This window comes from Flavobacterium anhuiense, from assembly GCF_900101855.1.
GTDB classification, from domain to species: domain Bacteria; phylum Bacteroidota; class Bacteroidia; order Flavobacteriales; family Flavobacteriaceae; genus Flavobacterium; species Flavobacterium anhuiense.
Genome location: NZ_FMVC01000002.1, coordinates 216737 through 238448, shown reverse-complemented (window position 1 = coordinate 238448; position 21712 = coordinate 216737). Strand labels below are relative to the sequence as shown.

24 protein-coding genes are annotated in these 21712 nt (G+C 33.4%); 9 read left to right on the top strand and 15 right to left on the bottom strand.

Annotated features, from left to right (window positions below):
* From ccoG to BLP44_RS05505, 3 genes are all read left to right on the top strand, one after another.
* Nucleotides 1-1419, top strand: coding sequence for a cytochrome c oxidase accessory protein CcoG (gene ccoG, locus BLP44_RS05515; RefSeq protein WP_091130364.1), 1419 nt, complete (start codon nt 1-3; stop codon nt 1417-1419).
* A gap of 103 nt (nt 1420-1522) precedes the next feature.
* Entirely contained in the window at nt 1523-1972 is a 450-nt protein-coding gene (locus BLP44_RS05510) for a FixH family protein (RefSeq protein WP_008462668.1), read from the top strand.
* A 7-nt stretch (nt 1973-1979) separates the two neighbouring features.
* The gene (locus tag BLP44_RS05505; RefSeq protein ID WP_091130360.1) at nt 1980-2681 is read left to right on the top strand and encodes a sulfite exporter TauE/SafE family protein; all 702 of its coding nucleotides are present in this window, start codon (nt 1980-1982) and stop codon (nt 2679-2681) included.
* 17 nt (nt 2682-2698) lie between these two features.
* Here BLP44_RS05505 and hemN read toward each other — a convergent pair whose 3' ends face one another.
* The 8 genes from hemN to prfB all read right to left on the bottom strand — a co-directional run bounded on the left by hemN (nt 2699) and on the right by prfB (nt 10470).
* Nucleotides 2699-4063: an oxygen-independent coproporphyrinogen III oxidase gene (hemN, locus tag BLP44_RS05500; protein ID WP_091130356.1), complete on the bottom strand. Its 1365-nt coding sequence runs from the start codon at nt 4061-4063 to the stop codon at nt 2699-2701.
* Nucleotides 4064-4183: 120 nt separating this feature from the next.
* A complete protein-coding gene (locus BLP44_RS05495) occupies nt 4184-4660 on the bottom strand; it encodes a hypothetical protein (RefSeq protein WP_066032201.1) in 477 nt (158 codons plus the stop codon).
* A gap of 106 nt (nt 4661-4766) precedes the next feature.
* The gene (locus BLP44_RS05490) at nt 4767-5114 is read right to left on the bottom strand and encodes a hypothetical protein (protein WP_091130353.1); all 348 of its coding nucleotides are present in this window, start codon (nt 5112-5114) and stop codon (nt 4767-4769) included.
* A 96-nt stretch (nt 5115-5210) separates the two neighbouring features.
* Complete coding sequence (locus BLP44_RS05485) at nt 5211-5633, bottom strand: DoxX family protein (RefSeq protein WP_008462678.1); 423 nt, start codon at nt 5631-5633, stop codon at nt 5211-5213.
* 122 nt (nt 5634-5755) lie between these two features.
* Nucleotides 5756-7384 carry an acyl-CoA carboxylase subunit beta gene (locus BLP44_RS05480; protein ID WP_091130349.1) on the bottom strand — a complete coding sequence of 543 codons (1629 nt, stop codon included), beginning with the start codon at nt 7382-7384 and terminating at the stop codon, nt 5756-5758.
* Between the two features lie 143 nt (nt 7385-7527).
* Nucleotides 7528-8526, bottom strand: a complete 999-nt coding sequence (gene lpxD / locus BLP44_RS05475) for a UDP-3-O-(3-hydroxymyristoyl)glucosamine N-acyltransferase (RefSeq protein WP_091130345.1) — start codon at nt 8524-8526, stop codon at nt 7528-7530.
* 334 nt (nt 8527-8860) lie between these two features.
* Nucleotides 8861-9307, bottom strand: a complete 447-nt coding sequence (gene msrB, locus BLP44_RS05470; protein WP_091130342.1) for a peptide-methionine (R)-S-oxide reductase MsrB — start codon at nt 9305-9307, stop codon at nt 8861-8863.
* 64 nt (nt 9308-9371) lie between these two features.
* Nucleotides 9372-10470, bottom strand: a protein-coding gene (gene prfB / locus BLP44_RS05465; RefSeq protein ID WP_119789908.1) for a peptide chain release factor 2 whose coding sequence is annotated in 2 segments (ribosomal slippage) — nt 9372-10406 and nt 10408-10470 — 1098 coding nt in all. Because the reading frame shifts where the segments join, the coding sequence is not laid out codon by codon here.
* 151 nt (nt 10471-10621) lie between these two features.
* Here prfB and BLP44_RS05460 point away from each other — a divergent pair.
* Nucleotides 10622-11641 (top strand): threonine aldolase family protein, encoded by a 1020-nt coding sequence (locus tag BLP44_RS05460; RefSeq protein WP_066032199.1) that lies wholly within the window; start codon nt 10622-10624, stop codon nt 11639-11641.
* A gap of 91 nt (nt 11642-11732) precedes the next feature.
* Here the strand turns inward: BLP44_RS05460 and BLP44_RS05455 are convergent, their stop codons facing one another.
* Nucleotides 11733-12053, bottom strand: coding sequence for a YbaB/EbfC family nucleoid-associated protein (locus BLP44_RS05455; RefSeq protein ID WP_008462685.1), 321 nt, complete (start codon nt 12051-12053; stop codon nt 11733-11735).
* Nucleotides 12054-12122: 69 nt separating this feature from the next.
* On the opposite strand from BLP44_RS05455, the gene BLP44_RS05450 reads away from it, so the two are divergent.
* The 4 genes from BLP44_RS05450 to BLP44_RS05435 all read left to right on the top strand — a co-directional run bounded on the left by BLP44_RS05450 (nt 12123) and on the right by BLP44_RS05435 (nt 17880).
* Nucleotides 12123-14258, top strand: a complete 2136-nt coding sequence (locus BLP44_RS05450) for a S9 family peptidase (protein ID WP_162927195.1) — start codon at nt 12123-12125, stop codon at nt 14256-14258.
* Nucleotides 14259-14329: 71 nt separating this feature from the next.
* Complete coding sequence (locus tag BLP44_RS05445) at nt 14330-15370, top strand: cysteate synthase (RefSeq protein WP_008462690.1); 1041 nt, start codon at nt 14330-14332, stop codon at nt 15368-15370.
* Nucleotides 15371-15714: 344 nt separating this feature from the next.
* Nucleotides 15715-16614, top strand: coding sequence for a LamG domain-containing protein (locus BLP44_RS05440; protein ID WP_091130339.1), 900 nt, complete (start codon nt 15715-15717; stop codon nt 16612-16614).
* Nucleotides 16615-16968: 354 nt separating this feature from the next.
* Nucleotides 16969-17880, top strand: coding sequence for a LamG domain-containing protein (locus tag BLP44_RS05435; RefSeq protein ID WP_244511685.1), 912 nt, complete (start codon nt 16969-16971; stop codon nt 17878-17880).
* Between the two features lie 121 nt (nt 17881-18001).
* On the opposite strand, the gene BLP44_RS05430 is transcribed toward BLP44_RS05435, so the two are convergent.
* The 4 genes from BLP44_RS05430 to BLP44_RS05415 form a co-directional block, all read right to left on the bottom strand.
* A complete protein-coding gene (locus BLP44_RS05430; RefSeq protein WP_091130336.1) occupies nt 18002-18712 on the bottom strand; it encodes a hypothetical protein in 711 nt (236 codons plus the stop codon).
* Nucleotides 18713-18726: 14 nt separating this feature from the next.
* Nucleotides 18727-18900, bottom strand: a complete 174-nt coding sequence (locus BLP44_RS05425) for a hypothetical protein (RefSeq protein WP_170830216.1) — start codon at nt 18898-18900, stop codon at nt 18727-18729.
* Nucleotides 18901-19151: 251 nt separating this feature from the next.
* Nucleotides 19152-19409, bottom strand: coding sequence for a hypothetical protein (locus tag BLP44_RS05420; RefSeq protein WP_139159178.1), 258 nt, complete (start codon nt 19407-19409; stop codon nt 19152-19154).
* Between the two features lie 247 nt (nt 19410-19656).
* Nucleotides 19657-19866, bottom strand: a complete 210-nt coding sequence (locus BLP44_RS05415; protein WP_091130325.1) for a hypothetical protein — start codon at nt 19864-19866, stop codon at nt 19657-19659.
* Nucleotides 19867-20012: 146 nt separating this feature from the next.
* Between BLP44_RS05415 and BLP44_RS05410 the strand changes: the two genes are divergently transcribed.
* Complete coding sequence (locus BLP44_RS05410; RefSeq protein WP_091130321.1) at nt 20013-20300, top strand: hypothetical protein; 288 nt, start codon at nt 20013-20015, stop codon at nt 20298-20300.
* Between the two features lie 16 nt (nt 20301-20316).
* On the opposite strand, the gene BLP44_RS05405 is transcribed toward BLP44_RS05410, so the two are convergent.
* Together BLP44_RS05405 and BLP44_RS05400 are read right to left on the bottom strand one after the other, a co-directional pair.
* The gene (locus tag BLP44_RS05405) at nt 20317-20733 is read right to left on the bottom strand and encodes a hypothetical protein (protein ID WP_123906978.1); all 417 of its coding nucleotides are present in this window, start codon (nt 20731-20733) and stop codon (nt 20317-20319) included.
* Nucleotides 20734-20826: 93 nt separating this feature from the next.
* The gene (locus BLP44_RS05400) at nt 20827-21540 is read right to left on the bottom strand and encodes a YebC/PmpR family DNA-binding transcriptional regulator (RefSeq protein WP_008462702.1); all 714 of its coding nucleotides are present in this window, start codon (nt 21538-21540) and stop codon (nt 20827-20829) included.
* Between the last annotated feature and the right edge of the window lie 172 nt (nt 21541-21712).

Genomic DNA, 21712 nt, shown 5'->3' with positions numbered 1-21712 from the left:
ATGTCAAATTTACCAGACGAAGCTTTTAGAAATACCATTGGAACAATAGATGAAGGTGGTAAACGAAAATTTATATTTCCTAAAAAACCGTCTGGTAAATTTTATGATTATAGGAAAATTGTCAGCTATGTTTTGCTAGCAATTTTATTCATAAATCCTTTTATCAAGGTTAATGGAAATCAGTTTATGATGTTCAATATCTTGGAACGTCGTTTTAATATTTTTGGATTCCCTTTTTGGCCTCAGGATTTTTATCTCTTCGTAATTTCAATGCTTGTCGGCGTTGTATTTATAATTTTATTTACTGTTGTTTTCGGAAGAATATTTTGCGGTTGGATTTGTCCGCAGACTATTTTCCTTGAAATGGTTTTCCGTCGTATCGAATATTGGATCGATGGAGACAGAGGTTCTCAAACTCGTTTGGCAAGACAGGAATGGAATGCTGAAAAAATTAGAAAACGAGTTTTGAAATGGACTATATTCTTCTTAATATCTTTCCTTATAGCTAATGTTTTTTTGGCCTATTTGGTAGGAAGTGATGCTTTATTCTTAATGATTGAGCAAGGTCCCGTTAAACAAGCAAGCAATTTTATTGCTCTATTAATATTTACAAGTATTTTCTATTTTGTTTTTGTATGGTTTCGTGAACAGGTTTGTATTATCGCCTGCCCATACGGAAGATTGCAAGGCGTACTTTTAGATAATAAATCTATAAATGTTGCTTACGATTTTGTTCGAGGTGAAAAAGAAGAAGGACGTGCAAAATTCAAAAAAAATGAAGATAGAGCATTAACAGGAAAAGGAGATTGTATTGATTGTCTTCAATGTGTTCACGTCTGTCCAATGGGAATTGATATCAGAAACGGAACACAGCTGGAATGTACAAACTGTACAGCTTGTATCGACGAATGTGATCATATTATGGAATCTGTTGGATTGCCAAAAGGACTTATTCGCTATGCATCTGAAGATGAAATTGCGAAAAAGGAACCTTTCAAGTTTACAGCGAGAATGAAAGGATATACAGCCGTTCTCTTCATTTTATTGAGTATTTTTGTTGGAATGCTGTTTTTAAGAACAGATGTACAGGCAGTAATTTTAAGATTGCCTGGCCAGCTGTTCCAGCATAATGGAGAAAAAATCAGCAATGTTTACACTTATAAAATTGTAAACAAGACAATGAAAGATTACAACGATATACATTTCGAACTAATTGATCAGAAAGGAGAAATTAAAAATGTTGGTAAAAAACACTTTAAAATTGCTAAAGAAGGAATTTCTCAAGGAACATTGTTTATAGAAATTGATGAAGTTCTGCTTGAAAGCGATAAAACAAAAGTAAAAATTGGAGTTTATAATGGTTCTGAACTTTTGCAAACAACTACTACAAATTTCTTAGGGCCGCGCAGTTTTAATTAAAAATATATTATTATGAAATCGCCACAAAATAAACTTTGTAAAATCAAAACAAAAGAATAAAGGCGATAACATATTTGACAAATAACAAATAAAATCTACAAATATGAAATTTAATTGGGGCACAGGTATCGTCATTGCATTCGGATTGTTTATGACCTTTATTTTATATTTTGTTTTTGAAGTACAGTCAAACTCTAAATACGATAATGATTTGGTTGTAGAAGAATATTATAAACACGATACGCACTTTCAAGAAGAAATGGCTAGAATTCAGAATGCACACGATTTGCAGCACAAACCATCAATCAAATATACTGGAGAAGGTGTTGCGGTAATTTTTCCTGCAGGATTTGAAAGTGATAAAGTAAAAGGAAATATTCAATTATACAGACCTTCAAACAAAAAATTTGACTTTAATACTCAAATTGCTTTAACCAATTCAGAAATCATTATTCCGCAGAAAAAATTAATAAAAGGACGCTGGGATGTTAATATGGAATGGCAGTACGAAGGCAAAAAATATCTCACTAAAGAGGTTATTTACGTAAACTAAAAATAAAATGTTATTCTCTGCTTTCTTTTTAGGTTTGATCAGTAGTCTGCATTGCGTTGGTATGTGTGGACCAATTGCTATGATGCTTCCTGTAGATAGGCAAAATGAAGCTAAAAAGGCAATGCAGATTATGACTTATCACTTTGGACGATTAACTGCTTATTCAACAATTGGGTTGATTTTTGGATTATTGGGAAGAGGTTTTTTTCTAGCGGGCTTGCAGCAGAAAATGTCAATAATTATTGGTGTAATTATGATTGTTGTGGTTTTGATTCCCGAGAAAAAATTTGCTCAATACAATTTTTCTAAACCTGTTTATAAAATCATTTCTAAAATTAAATCGAATTTAGGTAGCCAGTTTAAAAACAAGAGTTACAAATCTCTTTTTACTATTGGCCTTCTAAACGGATTTCTGCCATGCGGAATGGTTTATGTTGCTTTATTTGGAGCAATTGCCATGCAGAGTGCAAGTCTTGGTGTTCTCTACATGCTTTTATTCGGGATTGGGACTATACCGCTAATGACGGTTGTGGTTTATGTCAACTCATTATTAAAATTGCCTTTCAGAAATAAAATCCAAAAGGCAATTCCGTATGTAGCTGTTATAATTGGTGTTTTATTCATCCTTCGTGGATTGGGATTAGGAATTCCATATATCTCTCCCTCAAACATGAGTTTGTTTGTACAGCAGACTCCAAACTGCCACTAGAAGATATATTTAAGTTATTATACAGTCATCGAAAACAGGTTTGTTTCCGGTGACTTTCTTTTTAGATGTAAGTCAAATGCCATACAGATATTACGGACAAAAGGTCTCCCTTCTTCGGTAATTGTGATTTTATTGTTTTCAATAATAATCAAATTATCGTTTTCTATTTCTTTTAAAGCAATTAAAACTTCAGGAAGTTCAGCAAAATTTAAAGATTCTGCAGTCCAGGAAGTTTCCAATTCGCAGGTTAGATTCAGAATGTGTTTTCTAATGATAAGATCTTCATCGTTTAAAATATGACCCTTTACAACAGGAAGTTTATCCGATTCTAAAATTTCATAATATTCTTCTAGGCTTTTGGTGTTTTGAGCAAAGCTGTACCAGCTATCACTTATTGAAGAAACGCCTAAACCAATCATAACTTGAGTTTTGGAAGCGCTGTATCCCATGAAATTTCTATGCAGATTTCCGTTGTGAGCTGCCTTGTATAAACTATCGCCTTTTAAAGCAAAATGATCCATGCCAATTTCGTGATATCCGTTTTGAATCAGAAGCTTTTTACCAATTTCATATAGTTTTCTTTTTTCGGCATCCTTTGGCAGGTTTTCGTCATTAAAGCCTCGCTGTCCGTTTCCTTTTATCCACGGCACATGCGCATAGCTATAAAATGCCAATCGATCTGGTTTTAAAGAATTGGTTTTCTCGACTGTATCTACGACATCTTCGATAGTTTGAAATGGAAGTCCAAAAATAATATCGTGCCCAATTGAAGTATAGCCAATTTCTTTTGCCCAAAAAGTTACTTTGGCAACATTATGAAAAGGCTGAATTCTATTAATTGCTTTTTGAACAGCAGGAGAATAATCTTGAACGCCAAAACTCACTCGGCGAAAGCCTAAATCATATAGTTTTTTGAGTTGTTCGTGAGTAGTATTGTTTGGATGCCCTTCAAAACTAAATTCGTGATTTTCTGCTTTTACAGCATAATCAAAAATTCCGTTAATAAGACATTCTAAATTTTCTTTTGAAAAGAAGGTTGGTGTTCCTCCACCCAAATGAATTTCTTTGATTACAGGCTTTTCTGGAAGTAAATCACAATACATTTTCCATTCTTTCAGAACCGCCTGAATGTATTTTTCTTCTACTGAGTGATTTTTTGTAATGCGTTTATTGCATCCGCAGAAAGTGCACATGCTTTCACAGAAAGGCAGGTGAATGTATAAACTTATTCCGTTTTTTGAATTGCTTTCAGAAAATGATTGCTTTAAAGTAGTAATCCATTTTTCGGATGTAAAGTCTGCTTCATTCCAATAAGGAACAGTCGGATAACTAGTATATCTTGGACCTGGGACGTTGTACTTTTGAGTCAAAGAAATTTTCATAATGACGGATTTAGTTTACCTCAAAATTAAAACTTCAAACTAAGACATAAAATGACAAATATCATGTAAAACGCAAAAAAAAAGAGGCCTAAATTGGAGCCTCTTTTCTGAATTAAATAACTAACGTGATATAGAATCTTGGATGATTTTAAGCCATTTTTTCGCAAACTGATGATCTTGATAGACGCTAATCTGTTTGATGCGGTCATCATCAAAATCATAGAATGGAATTATTATTTTTTTACCAGTTTCTTTTTCTTGAAAATCAAAATCAATTTTAACAATAGTATCAGAACCAGCATCTGTTGTTGGAACTAATTTGCATGAAGAAATTGTATTCAAATCGACATAAATTGACTCTTGCTGATTTGGATTGAAATTCATCAAAATAAACTTATTGTTTTTTTGATCAATTGTTAAAGTCTTATTGTTGATTGATTCTGTCAAATCAAAATCTTCTGGATGATTGGGATTGAATCTTTTTTTGATGTTTAAAATTCTCGATTTACTTGCTGCAGATGAACGTGCAGAGAAATATATTGGGATAGCAACAATGATTAAAATCACAATTCCCATTATTGTGGTAGTAGTTTCCATAATGTTTTAATGTAATAAATAAATGATATGCAAAACAGTTCTCGATTTGAAAACGGTTAAGTACGTGATGAAGAATAGATCTTCTAATGAAAAATCAAGTATTTATTTACCAGAAAAAATGGAAAGCATAGAGTATGACTAAAACCTTTTTACTTTGTGTTGTAAAGAGTTTAGTATATGCTGTAGTGTGTGTAACGGTTTGATGCTGCGGGATAAGCGGTAAAAGGTTCTCAAAACATTTAATTATTCCAGTAGGATTTGTTTTGACGTTTGCCGCAAGCTGATAACTTCCCTGAGGCTGTATAAATGCAGACGAATCAGGAATGTCTTTGCAGAAGTTGGTATCGGATTTTTCCGTTTCAATTGCGTGTACAGCAGATTGGTTTGCCTGATAAGCAAACAGTCCTGCAAGTATAAGTGTAATAAGAATAACGGTTTTACGAATCCAATTCATGTCGGCGAATTTAAGTCATAAAACGCAATTAAAGAAATTTTATAGAATTAATTAACACTCAAAAAAAGTCCTCAGCGAAACTGAGGACTTATGAGGTTATTGTTGCATTTTAAAATAATAATCTGCTGAATGTTTGCCGCTTCCATAAAACAGGAAGAATATGCAGACTAATAAAACGACTATAGCTAAAATTAAACTTTCAGAATGCATTCTTCCCATAGAGTTGACAAGAACAGCACCAAATAAAATAGGCAATTGAGCAGCAATTGCCCAACGGGTTAGAAGCCCAAAAATAATCATTATACCACCAATCATGTGAGCTGGAGCAATGTAATGCAGCATAAACATACCTCCTCCAAACTTATCAATCGGGGAAATCAAATCATGCAGGTATTGAACATTGGTGACGAAAGAGACACCTTTCATAAATAAAAATCCACCCAAAACAATACGTACTAAATCAACTGGTAAATAAGTGTGCGAGTTCGCCCATTTATTCAAACTTTTTACATTTTCCATGATGTTGTGTGATTAAAAATTATGCACTAAGTTACTAATTTTTAATCAGATATTTATTTTTAACACCTTGAAAATAAGTTTTTTACTTTTTATTTAACGTCTTGTTGAGAATTCTTAAATCGTTATACCTGAATGACTCCTAAATTAAATGGTTTTTGAATCGGAGCATGGTTTGCAGCTTCAATTCCTATCGAAATCCAATTGCGGGTTTCTAATGGATCAATAATGGCATCTGTCCAAAGTCTTGAAGCAGCATAGTAAGGCGAAGTCTGCTCGTCGTAACGGGCTTTTATTTTATCGAATAATTCAGCTTCTTTTGCTTCGTCGACAGTTTCTCCTTTTGCTTTAAGCGAAGAAGCCTCTATTTGCGCCAAAACTTTCGCCGCTTGAGTTCCGCCCATAACAGCAAGTTCTGCACTTGGCCATGCAAATATCAATCTAGGATCATAAGCTTTTCCACACATCGCGTAATTTCCTGCTCCGTAGGAGTTTCCAACAATAACTGTAAATTTAGGAACAACAGAATTGCTCACGGCATTTACCATTTTGGCACCGTCTTTAATAATACCGCCGTGTTCTGATTTTGAACCCACCATAAAACCTGTAACGTCTTGTAAAAACACTAGCGGAATCTTTTTCTGGTTGCAGTTGGCAATAAAACGAGTAGCCTTGTCAGCACTATCAGAATAAATTACACCACCAAACTGCATTTCGCCTTTTTTGGTTTTTACGACTTTCCTTTGATTGGCAACAATTCCGACAGCCCAACCATCAATTCTGGCATATCCTGTTATTAGAGATTGTCCGTAACCATCTTTATACGCTTCAAATTCAGAATTATCGACCAAACGTTTGATGATTTCCATCATATCATATTGCTCGGTTCTTGCTTTTGGAAGAATTCCGTAAATTTCATTTGGATCTAACGCAGGTTTTTCGGCTTTGATTCTGCTGTAGCCAGCTTTGTCAAAATCACCAATTTTATCTACAATGTTTTTGATTTTGTCTAAAGCATCTTTATCGTCTTTAGCTTTATAATCGGTAACACCTGAAATTTCACAATGAGTTGTTGCTCCGCCAAGAGTTTCATTGTCGATAGTTTCGCCAATTGCAGCTTTTACTAAATAACTTCCCGCAAGGAAAATACTTCCGGTTTTGTCAACGATTAAAGCTTCATCGCTCATGATTGGGAGATAGGCGCCACCAGCAACACAGCTTCCCATAACGGCAGCTATTTGCGTGATTCCCATACTGCTCATTTGGGCGTTGTTTCTAAAGATGCGTCCGAAATGTTCTTTATCAGGGAAAATTTCATCCTGCATTGGCAAATAAACTCCTGCGCTATCTACAAGATAAATAATTGGCAGTCGATTTTCCATTGCGATTTCTTGCGCGCGAAGGTTTTTCTTTCCTGTTATCGGAAACCAAGCTCCTGCTTTTACAGTAGCATCATTGGCAACGACAATACATTGTTTTCCTCTGATGTAGCCAATTTTTACCACAACACCTCCTGAAGGACAACCGCCATGTTCTGCATACATTCCTTCACCAGCAAAACCTCCAATTTCAATACTTTTAGAATTTTCGTCCAATAAATAAGCAATTCTTTCGCGCGCGGTCATTTTACCTTCGGCATGCAGTTTTTCGATTCTTTTTTCGCCACCACCCAATTTAACTTTGGCAAATTTTTGTTTTAATTCAGAAAGAAGTAATTTATTGTGATCTTCGTTTTTATTGAAGTTTAAATCCATGATATAGTATTGATTTGATAAAATAGTGTTGGCTAATTTACAAAATCAATTGAAATAAACGAGTTGCTTTATGAATTAAGAAATAGCATTAATAAAAAAAACACCCGTTTTAGCGGATGTTCTTTTTTCGATTTTAAGTGATATTATTTTTTAAGGCCACAAACCATTTGTTTCAGCAAAGCCCATTGTTTTAAAGCATCACGAGCTTCAACAGCAGGATATCCTAACATAGTTTTTCCAGCAGGAACATCTCCAGTAACACCAGATCCAGCACCAATTACCGCGCCATCTCCAATAGTGGTGTGATCTTTTATTGAAGCGCTTCCGCCAATAATAACTCCGTTTCCTAAAGTTACAGAACCTGCTAAACCGCTGTTTCCAGCCATGATACAGAACTTTCCGAGTTTGCTATTATGTCCAATCTGCACCAAATTGTCAATTTTGCATCCGTCTCCAACAATAGTTGAACTAAATTTTCCGCGATCTACGCAAGTATTAGCTCCGATTTCAACCCTGTTTCCAATTATTACATTACCAATTTGCGGAATTTTTACAAGTCCATTTTTTTCGCAAGGACGAAAACCGAAACCGTCTGCACCAATTGTTGCGTTTGGATGAATAATGCATTCGTTGCCAATATGACAGCGCTCACGAACAACGGTTCCAGACCAGATGGTTGTGTTTCTTCCGATTGTGCATTCGTCTAAAATGGTAACATTTGGATAAATTATGGCATTAGCTCCAATTTCAACTTTTGGGCCAATGTAACAGCCAGCGCCAATTTTAGCACCTTCGCCAATTATCGCTGTTTCGTCTACAGTTGCGGTTTTATGAATATTGTAATGAAAGATTGGGGCAGGGGGAGCAAAAAGAGCAAGGATTTGTGACATTGCCAAATCGGCATTTTTGACTTTTATAAAAGCTCGATTTTCTCCCGGCTCAATCGAAATGTCTTCGTTCACAATTGCGATTGAAGCATTAGAAGTCGACCAGTATTTTTCGTATTTCTTGTTTCCAATAAATGAAATTTCTGAAGTTGTTGCTTTTTCTAGTTGTTCTGTGGCAGTAATGCCTTCCGAAGTGCTGCCGTAAATTACGCCATTTATAACTTCATTAATTTCTTGAATTGAATAGGATCTCATTGACAAATTTTAATCGACTTAGGTTATTTTTTGCCAAATAAAATGAAATACATTTTAATTACCTAATTAATTATTCTTGTTTCTTAATAATTATTTAAAATATAGATCTGTTTTTTGTAAAATTAACATTTAAAATATTAATTAAATAAAAGTTTTTCAATGTACTAATGGGGCGATTGTTTAGATTTCTAATTTTAAAAGCTAAAATTGAGGACTAAAAGCTAAAAAAAATAATTGTTAAGTGATGGCTTACATTTGTTTTGTTAAATCATTTTTATAAGTGATGATTAATAAAAAAAGCGATTCACTTTTTTAGTGAATCGCTTTTTATAAATTATTCTTTGATTTTTGATAATGAAACTGCATTGATGCAATAACGCAGACCACTCGGAGGAGGTCCGTCAGGGAAAACATGCCCTAAATGAGAGTCGCATACATTGCAGACTACCTCAACACGGATCATTCCGTATGACTTGTCAGCATGATAAGCAATAGCGTTTTCTTTTACAGGTTGGGTAAATGAGGGCCATCCTGTGCCAGATTCAAACTTTTCGCTTGCATCAAAAAGAACTGTTCCGCAGCATTTACATTCGTAAATTCCAGGATCAAATAAACTGCACAATTCAGAGCTAAAAGATCTTTCAGTTCCCTTTAAGCGTGTTACTTGAAATTCTTCTGGCGTTAGAACTTGTTTCCATTCTTCCTCCGTTTTCTCGACTCTTTTGTCTGGAGTTGGATTTCCTTTATTTGTAAAATGAATTACATCTGCCCATTTTATCATAACTTTTTGTTTTAAGTTTCAAGTTTCAGGTTTCAAGTTTACTGTGACCGTAAACTGTGACTGTTTACTCTTCCTCTTTTTGTCCCATCATCATCAGATAGGCTTTCAAGAAAGGATCGATATTTCCGTTCATAACGCCGTCAACATCGCTGGTTTCGTAGCCAGTGCGAACATCTTTTACCAATTTATAAGGTTGCATTACGTAGTTACGAATCTGCGAACCCCATTCGATTTTCATTTTGCTTGCTTCAATGTCAGCACGCTGTGCTTGCTGTTTTTTTAACTCAATTTCATACAATTGAGAACGAAGCATTTGCATAGCACGCTGTCTGTTATCTTGCTGTGATCTTGTCTCAGAACATTGAATCTGGATTCCGGTTGGTTTGTGAACAAGCTGTACTTTCGTTTCAACTTTATTTACATTTTGTCCTCCAGCACCACTCGAACGAGAAGTCGTAATTTCGATATCGGCAGGGTTAATGTCAATCTCGATACTATCATCTACAAGCGGATAAACATACACAGAAACGAATGATGTATGACGTTTAGCGTTACTGTCAAATGGCGAAATACGAACCAAACGGTGAACTCCGTTTTCTCCTTTTAAATATCCAAAAGAATAATCTCCTTCGAATTCTAAAGTTACGGTTTTAATTCCAGCCACGTCACCTTCCTGAAAGTTAAGTTCTTTTATTTTATAGCCATAACTTTCTCCCCACATCATGTACATACGCATCAGCATTCCTGCCCAGTCACAGCTTTCTGTTCCTCCAGCTCCCGCAGTAATCTGAACCACAGCGCTTAAACTGTCTCCTTCGTCAGAAAGCATGTTTTTGAATTCGATGTTTTCAATGTGTGCTTGAGCAACATTATATTGTTCATCCAATTCATCTACAGAAAGTTCTCCTTCTTTGTAGAAATCATAAGCAAGCTGTAATTCTTCTGTAAGAGAGACTGCTTTATCATAATCTTCAATCCATTTTTTCTTGTTTCGAAGATTTTTTACAATATTTTCTGCTTCTTTCGGATTGTTCCAAAAATCAGGAGCAAACGTTTTTTCTTCTTCGTTTGCAATTTCGATTAGCTTGGCATCAACGTCAAAGATACCTCCTCAACGCACCAAGGCGCTCCACAATACCTTTTACTTGTTCGGCTGTTGTCATAAATTAATTACTAGGTTTTATATGTTTTTTAGAATTATTACGTTAATTTGGTCTAGAGAAACCAGCGAGTTAAATTTTACCAAAACTTGCTGAGAATAACTATAAGTAATACGTAATTTTGCATACAAAAATAAGATATAGTTTTTAGAATATGGAAATAAATTTAATCAGCGATACCATAACAAAGCCTACTTATGAAATGCTGCAGTATATGTTTAACGCCCACGTTGGCGATGACGTATACAAACAGGACCCAACGGTGATTGAATTGGAAAATAGAACAGCAGAGTTTTTTGGTATGGAAGCTGGACTTTTCTTTCCGTCTGGAACTATGGCAAACCAGACTGCAATAAAACTGCATACGCAGCCTGGTGAACAGCTAATAGCTGATAAATATGCTCACGTTTATCATTATGAAGGAGGAGGTGTTTCTTTTAACAGTGGCGTTTCTTGCTGTCTGCTGGATGGAAATCGTGGTATGATTACGGCGGCACAAGTAAAAGCGGCAATAAACGATCCAGAATTTTATCACAGTCCATTAACAAGTTTGGTTTGTGTTGAAAATACAACAAATAAAGGCGGCGGCGCGTGTTACGAGTTGGAAGATTTAAGAGAAATAAAAAAGGTTTGCGACGCTCATAATTTGAAGTTTCACTTAGATGGAGCAAGAATTTGGAATGCATTAGTCGCTAAAAGACAAAATCCTAGAGAATTCGGAGCTATTTTTGATACTATTTCGGTTTGTTTGTCTAAAGGATTAGGCGCTCCAATTGGTTCTGTATTGCTTGGAAGCAAAGCTGATATTCACAGAGCGTTGAGAATCAGAAAGATATTGGGTGGGGGAATGCGTCAAGTTGGTTATTTAGCTGCGGCAGGATTGTATGCTTTAGCTCATAATATCGAAAGATTAGCAGAAGATCACCGCAGAGCAAAAGAAATAGCAAAAATCTTAAGTACAAAACCTTGGATTGCGTCAATTGAGCCTGTAGAAACTAATATTTTGATTTTTTCATTAGCTGAAGGTTACAGTGATCAATTATTAATTGAAAAATTGAAACAGAAAAATATACTAATAAGTTCTTTAGGGCATAATAAACTCAGAATTGTAACGCATCTAGATTATAAAGAAGTGATGCATACTTATGTGTTGGAAACACTTTCGAAGTTTTAGAGAAAGTTGCTAAGGTACTAAGATTCTAAGGTTCTAAGTCTTCACAATAAAAGAAAAACTCAGAAACTTAGAACCTTAGTTTCTTAGAATCTTATTTAAAAAGATTATCCATTCCAGGAATAGAAGGCATATCCATTCTGGCAACAGCATCTAATTCTCTTTCGTTTACACTTGTTGCTTTTTCTATCGCTTTATTTAGCGTTACAATTAAGTAATCTTCCAGTTGCTCTTTATCTTCTAGAAGAGAATCGTCAATAGAAAGAGATTTTATTTTTCGGCTTGCGGTAATAGTGACTTTTAATAATCCGTCAGCGCTTTGTTCATCAATCAAAACAGTATCTAAACGCTTTTTTGTATCTTCAATTTTTTGTTGGGTTTCTTTAAGTTTACCCATCATTCCCATTAAATCCATTTTTGTTGATTTTTTAAATTATTTCAGACAAAATTAGTATATTGCTGTGTTAATTCAATAGAATATTTTATGAAAAAATTAATTTTGTTCTGTTGGGTTTGTGCTATTTTTGCGTCTTCATATTTAAAAATTAATGCTCAATCAATGCAAAATGATATATCGGCCCCAAAGGCTAAAATAATTCCAAAGACATTAAAAAAACATAAAGAAACTAGAATTGACAACTATTTCTGGCTTAATGACAGAGAAAACCCAGAGGTAATAGATTATCTGAATCAGGAGAATGCTTATTACGAAAGCATGACTGCCCACACTCAAAATTTGAAAGAAAGTCTCTTTGAGGAAATGAAAAGTAGAATTAAAGAAGATGACTCTTCGGTTCCTTATTTCTACAATGGGTATTTTTACATTACGCGTTTTGAAACAGGTCAGGATTATCCAATTTTCGCTCGAAAAAAGGGAAGCCTTTCTGCAGATGAAGAAATTCTTTTTGACTGTAACGAAATGGCAAAAGGACATGCTTATTTCAAATTAGGCGGTTTGAGCATTAGCCCAGATAATAAATTTGCCAGTTTTGGAGTGGATATTGTGGGGAGAAGAATTTATACTATCCAGATTAAAAACTTAGAAACAGGTGAAATATTAGCAGATAAAATAGAAAATGTTACCGGAGCTTCTGTTTGGGCAAACGATAACAATACTATTTTTTATGTGAGACAAGATCAGGTGACATTAAGGGCTGATAAAGTTTTTAGACATAAATTAAACACTAGTTCAGAAAATGATGTTTTGGTTTATGATGAAGTTGACGATACTTTTAATGTTTCTATCAGCAAAGAAAAATCAAAAAAATACATTGTTATTGGCTCTGGAAGCACTTTGACAACTGAATATAGAATTTTGAATTCAGATAATCCTGATGGGGAATTTACGGTTTTCCAGCCCCGTGTGCGCGGATTAGAATATAGCATTTCTCATTACGAGGATTCATTTTATGTTTTGACTAATAAAGATAAGGCGACCAATTTTAAATTGATGAAAACGTCTGAAAGCAAAACAGGAAAGAAAAACTGGGTCGATCTTATTCCGCATAGAGAAGATGTTTTATTGGAAGATATTGAGATCTTTAAAAACTATTTGGTTGTTGAAGAGCGCTCTAACGGATTAAATCATATTCGAATCATGCCTTGGAATGGCGAGCCAGATTATTATCTTCCTTTTGGCAGTGAAACCTATAATGCTTACACTACAACCAATGTTGATTTTGATACCGATATTTTGCGTTACAGCTATCAGTCATTGGCAACTCCGTCTTCGGTAATTGACTTTAATATGAAGACCAAAACCAAGGAAATCTTGAAAGAACAGCAGGTTTTGGGAGGAAAGTTTGATAAAGAAAATTACATAGAAGAGAGAGTTTGGGCAACTGCAAGAGATGGTGTAAAAGTGCCAATTTCTATGGTTTACAGAAAGGGATTGGAGAAAAACGGTAAAAATCCGTTACTGCTTTATGCGTATGGTTCTTACGGAATTACAATGGATACCTATTTCTCTTCAACAAGGTTATCGCTCTTAGACCGCGGATTTGTTTACGCTATTGCGCATATTAGAGGAGGTGAGGACTTAGGAAGACAATGGTATGAGGACGGAAAACTGTTAAAAAAGAAAAATACCTTTACAGATTTCATCGATTGCTCTAAATTTGTAGTAGACCAAAAGTACACTTCTCCCGAACATCTCTATGCAGAAGGAGGATCTGCTGGCGGACTTTTAATGGGAGTAATCGTAAATGAAGCTCCTGAATTGTATAATGGCGTTATCGCTCAGGTGCCTTTTGTAGACGTAATTACTACGATGTTAGACGACAGTATTCCGCTTACAACTGGAGAGTATGACGAATGGGGTAACCCAAACAATAAAAAATATTACGACTATATGTTATCGTATTCACCTTACGATAATGTAAAAGCGCAGGAATATCCTAATATGTATGTTTCTACTGGATTACATGATTCGCAGGTACAATATTGGGAGCCAGCTAAATGGGTTGCAAAACTGAGAGATTTAAAAACAAATAACAAACTTTTGTTTTTAGATACCAACATGGATGCAGGTCATGGCGGGGCTTCGGGACGTTTTGAGGCTTTAAAAGACTTAGCAAAGGAATTTAGTTTTTTATTAGATTTAGAAAAAATTAAAAGCTAATTAGAAATTTTTTGTTAAATTTGCAACCTATCAAGGTTAATTTAAAAAGGCCTTTGATTAACTATTTTTTTATGAAAGAAGAAATAACTGCTTATAATAATGTTTTAGAGTTAATAGGAAACACCCCCCTTATTAAGCTAAATAAAATTACCGAAGAGTTAGAAGGAAATTTCTACGCAAAGGTAGAAGCTTTCAACCCAGGTCATTCCTCAAAAGATAGAATAGCGTTATATATTATTGAAGAAGCCGAGAGAAAAGGAATTCTATCTCCGGGAGATACCATTATCGAAACTACCTCTGGTAATACAGGATTTAGTTTAGCAATGGTAAGCATTATTAAAGGTTACAATTGTATTTTGGCAGTAAGCTCAAAATCATCTAAAGACAAAATTGACATGTTGAGAAGTTTAGGCGCCAAAGTGTATGTCTGTCCGGCTCATGTTTCTGCAGATGATGAAAGATCTTATTATAATGTAGCCAAACGTTTGCACGAAGAGACAAAAGGGTCAGTCTACATTAATCAATATTTCAACCAGTTAAATATTGATGCCCACTACAACACTACAGGTCCAGAGATTTGGGAACAAACAAAAGGACAAATTACGCACTTAGTTGCTTGCAGCGGAACAGGAGGAACTATCTCTGGAACTGCAAAATTCTTAAAAGAAAAAAATCCGAATATTAGAATCTTAGGAGTTGATGCTTTTGGATCTGTATTGAAAAAATACCACGAGACAAAAGAGTTTGACAGCAAAGAAATTTACCCATATCGTATAGAAGGTCTTGGTAAAAACTTAATCCCATCTGCTACTGATTTTGATATCATTGATAAATTCATGAAAGTAACCGACGAAGAAAGTGCTCACTCAGCAAGAGAAATCACTAGAAAAGAAGGTTTATTTGTTGGATATACTTCGGGAGCAGTAATGCAAGCTATTAAGCAATATGCTGAAGAAGGAGAATTTACAAAAGACAGCAATATTATTGCCATATTCCCAGATCATGGTTCTCGTTACATGAGTAAAGTATTTAGCGATGACTGGATGAACGAGCAAGGTTTCTTTGATAGCGTTAATGAAGAAGAAGCTCAAAAAATTGAATTCGTAAAGTAATAAAAGTACTTTCCAAAATATACAACTCCATTCGTTCTTGAATGGAGTTTTTTTTGTGATAAACTTTTCTGTGTGATAAGTTTTTTTGTAAAAAGTTAAAATAATTATTTTGTTGAATATACCGTATTTATACGTAAGAAATTGTGATTTTATTTGAGTTAAGTTTAATATTTTAATATTATTTATGATTTTTTAAAAATGTTTTTACCGTCAAAATGAATGAAAAACGTTATTTTAACGAATTTTTAGGCATTTTATCGGAAATTTTTCTTGTGAAAATTATAATAGTCTAGTTTTGAGGTGTTAAGATAACGAAAGTTGTTTAATCCCTAAAATCTACTATTATGAAAAAATTACTACTAACCGTATTGTTTGTAAGTTTTTTGAATGTAAATGCACAAACACCGATTCAGGAATTTAACTTTAATGGTACTTTAAACAATACGGCAAATACAATTTCATTCATTGGAACCGACAATTATGTAGCTGATAGAGCGGGTGTTCTGAAAGGCGCTCAGCGGTTAAATAATAAAGCTTTAGAAGCAGTAATTGATAATCTGCCACAAGGAAAAAGCTCAAGAACAATCAGTATTTGGGTTAAATTCAACGATATTTCAAATGCAAATTATATTTGGGGCTACGGAAATCCTTTAAATGCTCAATATTGCGGTTTATTGCAGCAAGGAACAACTTCTTCTAACTCTGACCTAAGTTTAGCGGCCTGGGGAGCTTCTAATGATGTTATCGTATCTACACCGCTAGAAAAAAATATTTGGTACCATTATACTATTACCTATGAAGGTACTACTTCTAAGATATATCGTGACGGTAAATTACTGAAGTATCTGGAAGGTATGACTAGATCTACAAATGGCAATATTTTTAGATTGGGAGAAATCAATACAATGGTTGGAATAAATGCTGATATAGATGATTTAAAGATTTATAATATTGCTTTGACTCCAGTTCAGGTAAAAGAATTGTATGATAGCGAAAAGGTTTCTAATTTGTCTCCTGTGGGATCTGTAGAAGCTAAAACGGAAAAAACATCTGTAAAAGCAAAAACTGCAAGTGAGGCTATTATTACTTCAAATGAAGTTAACGGTACAACTAAAAGTGTAGAAGTTTATTCGCAAGGACAAAAAATAATGGGAAGTAATGCAGCGAACATAGCAGATCTCCCTGAAGGGACTTATTTATTAAAAATTACCAGCACTGCATCAAAGAAAATTACTTCAAAATAAATGGTTTTTTAGTTTGTTTTTAAATGTTAGTTAGTATTTTTTTATTGCGTAAGCAATTGAGTTTTTGGAATAGTAAGGGAAGCTTTCTGGGATCAGGAAGCTTTTTTTAGTTTTAATTTCCATTCTAAAGTTGTCTAAAATGCATTAAAGCATTATTGTTTTATGTGTTAATTGTAATTTTGTGAGAATTATGCATTTGTGTGTAGGAATCGTTTGGTGATGCTGAATTAAAATTATAGTTTTAACAAAATTTATGAAAATAATAAACGAAAGTTTGAAGTCGAGAAAATGATTTCAAATTGCCATTTTAAACTATTTGCCCATTTACCACTATTCTGATAAAAACCTATAACTATGAAAAAAATATTACTCACGTTAATGTTTGTAAATTTTTTAACTGCCAATGCGCAAAATCCGGTACAGGAATTTAATTTTAACGGTAATCTTAACAGTGCTGATAATTCCATTTCTTTTTTAGGAACGCCACTTTTTGTTAACGATAGAATGGGAAGTCCCAAAAGCGCTTTGCGACTTACAAATAAAGCTTATCAGGCTGTAGTAGGAGAGCTTCCGCAGGATAATAAACCAAAAACTATATCGGTTTGGGTAAAATTTAATGCGGTCAATATTCCAAATTACATTTTAGGATACGGTGCAGCAGTAAACGGACAATATTTTGGATTAGTACAACAGCCCGTGTCTGGAAGCAATTCAGATTTGAGTCTGGTAGGCTGGGGAGATACAAATAATGTGATCGTTTCAGTGCCATTAGTAAAAGAAGTCTGGTATTTTTATAGTATAACTTATGACGGAAATGTTTCAAAAATCTATCGTAACGGCGAATTGTTAAAGTCTGCAGAAGGAATTCAGCGTTCGGCAAAAGGGTATATTTTAAATCTAGGGAAATTAAATACCTCAACGAGTATCAACGCAGATATTGACGATTTAAGATTGTATAGTGTCGCCATGACAGATGAACAAGTTAAGGAAGCATATAATAGTTCTAAGCCAAGTGTTGCGCCAGTAACCGAAGGCGCGCCTGTTTCAAGTCTTGCAACATCAAGTGCATCTAAAAAGACTGTTACGACACCTTCAAAAGAATCCTTACAGGCACCCACAACTTCTGTTGAAACAAATAAAAGCGGTAAAATTATTGAGGTTTTCTCTCAAGGAAGACAAATAATGAGTGCCAATGCTTCTAATATTACAGACTTGCCAGAAGGTACTTATTTGATTAAGGTTATTAATACGAATGGGAAGAAGTAAAGTTGTTATATCATTTTAATATAAAAAAAGCCTTCTGGAATTTTTCAGAAGGCTTTTTTTGGGGATAGCTTGAGCTTGATATGCTTTTATCAGTTATCTATATTTTTTGAGTTAAAAAAAATTATTCTAAAATATAATTTACAAATTCTTCTCTTTTATCATATGGAATATCATAATGGAGAGATTTTAATATCATAGTATTCCAAGGTTTCCATTCATTAGAAAGTTCATTATTAGTTACTAGATAGTGATCTAATATTCCTTCTACAAAATAATCTCTCAAAGGAAGATCAAGTGTCCTTTCTTTACCATCTTTTGTAAGAACTACCTTGTATTCTAAATTATTATTTTTATCGATATGGAAAGTAAATACACCACTGTCCCACGAACTTAAATATTCCAAATCACCATCTGAGTCATATTCAGTTGGTACAAGATCATTATCTTTTTCGTATTCAAATATCATAGACATCATACGTTCGTTTACCCACTGATAAAAAACTTCTGCATAATCTAGTAAATCTTGTTTTTCTATCTGATTATCCCACTTGTATAATTCAGTGTAATTACCGTCTTTATTAATCTCTATTTTTACATAATTAAATTTTTTTGTAGAATCTTTTAATTCATGGTATGTTTCAGCCATTTGGCGAACAGTTTCTCTAATTGGTTTATTAGAAATTTCGGACTCTGTATAATTAGTTCCATTTTTATATGTTACGATAAAATTGTAACTACCTTGTAAAGTGAAAATATACTCGACAACTAATTTATCATAATTAAATTCTGTGTAATTTTTTATTATTTCTGAAACTAAATAATTTATTTCCATTTTTTAATTTTTAATTATAGATTAGTTATACTTTCTTTACTTAGTGTATTATTGTATTTTCCATCAACATATACGTTAACATCAACTGCATATGGTCTTTTGGAATCTCCTTTGAAATAAAATTCCATTTCTACTTTTAGTTTGCTATTTGGATTCGCTCGTTTAAAATCAGATACAGCTGTTTCCATTTTGTACCAATCTTTTAGCTTCATCAATCTCCCTTACTAACGCTGCACAAATGACTCTGGCTTTGTACACTCTCTTTTAATTCTTAAAAAAAGCGATCTCAAATATTTTCGACTTTAAATTAATACTGTTATATTAAGATTTGTCGATTTTTAATCTAATTGCATTTACTATTTGCATATTAGCTTTCTCAATTTCTGGCCAACCTGAATCACTTGGCTTACTATTATCGATTAAGGCTATAAGATTTAGCCTATAAGCGTGCTCTCAAATAAATGTGAAATTTCTCGAAAAACAATTTAAGATCAGCCTGAGAATAACGCTCATTAAATGGTGAATCAACTACTGATAAACAGTAATCATCTTGAGTTAAAGCAAAGTCAAGACATTTGTATAACGTTTCCCAATATTCCAATGTTCCTGTTTTTAATAAATGCTCCCAATAATCATCGTCAAATACTTTTTCATTATTCAATCTATGATGATGATAATAAATAAAATGAACAGCCATCCCTAAATATTTTTGAAGAGTTTTTATTTCCATTTTTAGTAAATTCTATTTGTATTAAGATATTGTAGAAATTTTTAATTTCTGGAGAGAAACCCCTAGATATTGTTCTTTATTTTAAATTAGTATTATTGATGTTGATCTATTTAGATTATCTCTTTTATCAAAGTAATTATATTTTTCGAATTTGTTTTTCATTAAAAATAAAAATGAAATAAAAAACCTTCTGAAATTCAGAAGGCATTTTTTATTATCTCTTTTTCTGTTGACCTGGAGCATATGCTTTGGCGCTTTGATCTCCATTCATTTTTTTAGCTTGTCCTGGTGGAATTTTTTTACCTGGGGCATGGTGATGATGGCCGTGAGTGTGTACATGCGTACTGCAGCTAATTACACTTAGTACTAAGAACAAAAGAACTAGTGCTACTACAGCAATTCGGGTGATTTTTGATGTTTGCATTTTTAGTTTAAATTATATTTGAGGTGTTGCAAATATAATCTAAATGTTATCTTTAGAAGTATTTAATCTTAGTTTAAAATGAATTCAAATAATTATCTGAGTATTTTTTATTTTAGCTTTAAAATCTTTAATATTTTAAAACAAGCATGACGATAAAAGAAAAATTTCTAATGATTGGATTTACAGGTTTTGTCCACTTAGATAAGAAAAAAAGAGACGGAAAGCAGAGAATAACTTTCTGTTCAAAATATCTTAACGAATGGATTTTTCTGTTGCTGGTTAATGAAAATGATATTTGGGAAATCGAAAAGATAGAGGATAACGACATTATCAGTACTACATTAAACAAAAATAAATCTTCAATTGATGCAGATGACCTACTTTTGTTTTTTAAAACTATTATTACGCCAATAATGATTTTTCCAATCCTATAAATAAAAATCTTTAATATTAAGTGATATTTTCTATCTCTAAAACTCCATATATAAAGCAACCATAATAACCTCTATATTCATCAATATCAAAAATTAAAAGATAAGTGTTCTGGCAATCTTTAAAATTGCAAATTTGATATCGGTACAAAAATGTTCTATTTGGATCTTCTAAATTTTCTAGTTTAGTAATATGAAATTGAGCCAAATCCTTATTTGTTATTTGTTCCGCTTGGATTAATGAATTTAAAAAATTAGAGTTTTTAAATGAAATTACTGCTTCATGTTTTATTCCTCCATTTCCACAATAAAAACTAAAAGGGAATTCAAAATCAGGTGTCTCAGTAGGAAACGATCTTTCATCGCCTAATTGTATTTTTTTTATAATTGAAATTTTGGACATGCTCAATGTTCTTCCTGTTTGCAATACAAACAAATATAATTTTTTATTTGAATTAAGGGAAAATTCCGAAAAACAAAAAGCCCCAGAAAATCCAGAGCTTTTTTTAAAATATATTTTATAGAAAGATTAATCTTCTTTCATGGTATGATACACGTTCATCACGTCATCATCTTCCTCGATTTTTTCGATTAGTTTCTCAACGTCAGCGATTTGAGCTTCTGTTAATTCTTTAGTGATTTGCGGAATACGCTCAAAACCAGAAGATAGGATTTCAAGACCTCTGTTTTCTAATTCTTTTTGTAAAGCACCAAAACTTCCAAAAGGAGCATAGATTAAGATTCCGTCTTCGTCTTCAAAAACTTCCTCAGCACCAAAATCAATTAATTCTAATTCTAATTCCTCAGCATCGATACCATCTTTTGCAATTCTAAAGTTGCAAGTATGGTCAAACATAAATTCAACAGAACCTTGAGTTCCCATTGTTCCGTTGCATTTGTTGAAATAACTGCGGATGTTTGCTACCGTTCTGTTATTGTTATCAGAAGCAGTTTCAATTAAGATTGCAATTCCGTGAGGAGCGTATCCTTCAAACAAAATTTCTTTATAGTTGGCAGTATCTTTATTACTTGCATTTTTAATCGCGCGCTCCACATTGTCCTTAGGCATGTTTGCGGCTTTTGCATTTTGAATAACAGCTCTTAATCTAGAATTAGAGTCGGGGTTTGGTCCGCCTTCTTTAACAGCCATTACGATATCTTTACCAATTCTGGTAAATGTTTTGGCCATTGCTGACCAACGTTTCATTTTTCTTCCTTTTCTAAATTCGAACGCTCTTCCCATTTCTAATTTTTAGTTTTGTGATGCAAAAATAAGGTTTTCCTAATTTTTACAAAAACAAAATAATTCTTTTTTGTAGGGTGGTTTTTAGTTTTTTTGTTTCAGGTTTCAGGTTTCAAGTTGAATGGCTGATGTACAATTTAACCGCAAAGCGCGCAAAGATATTTTATAAATG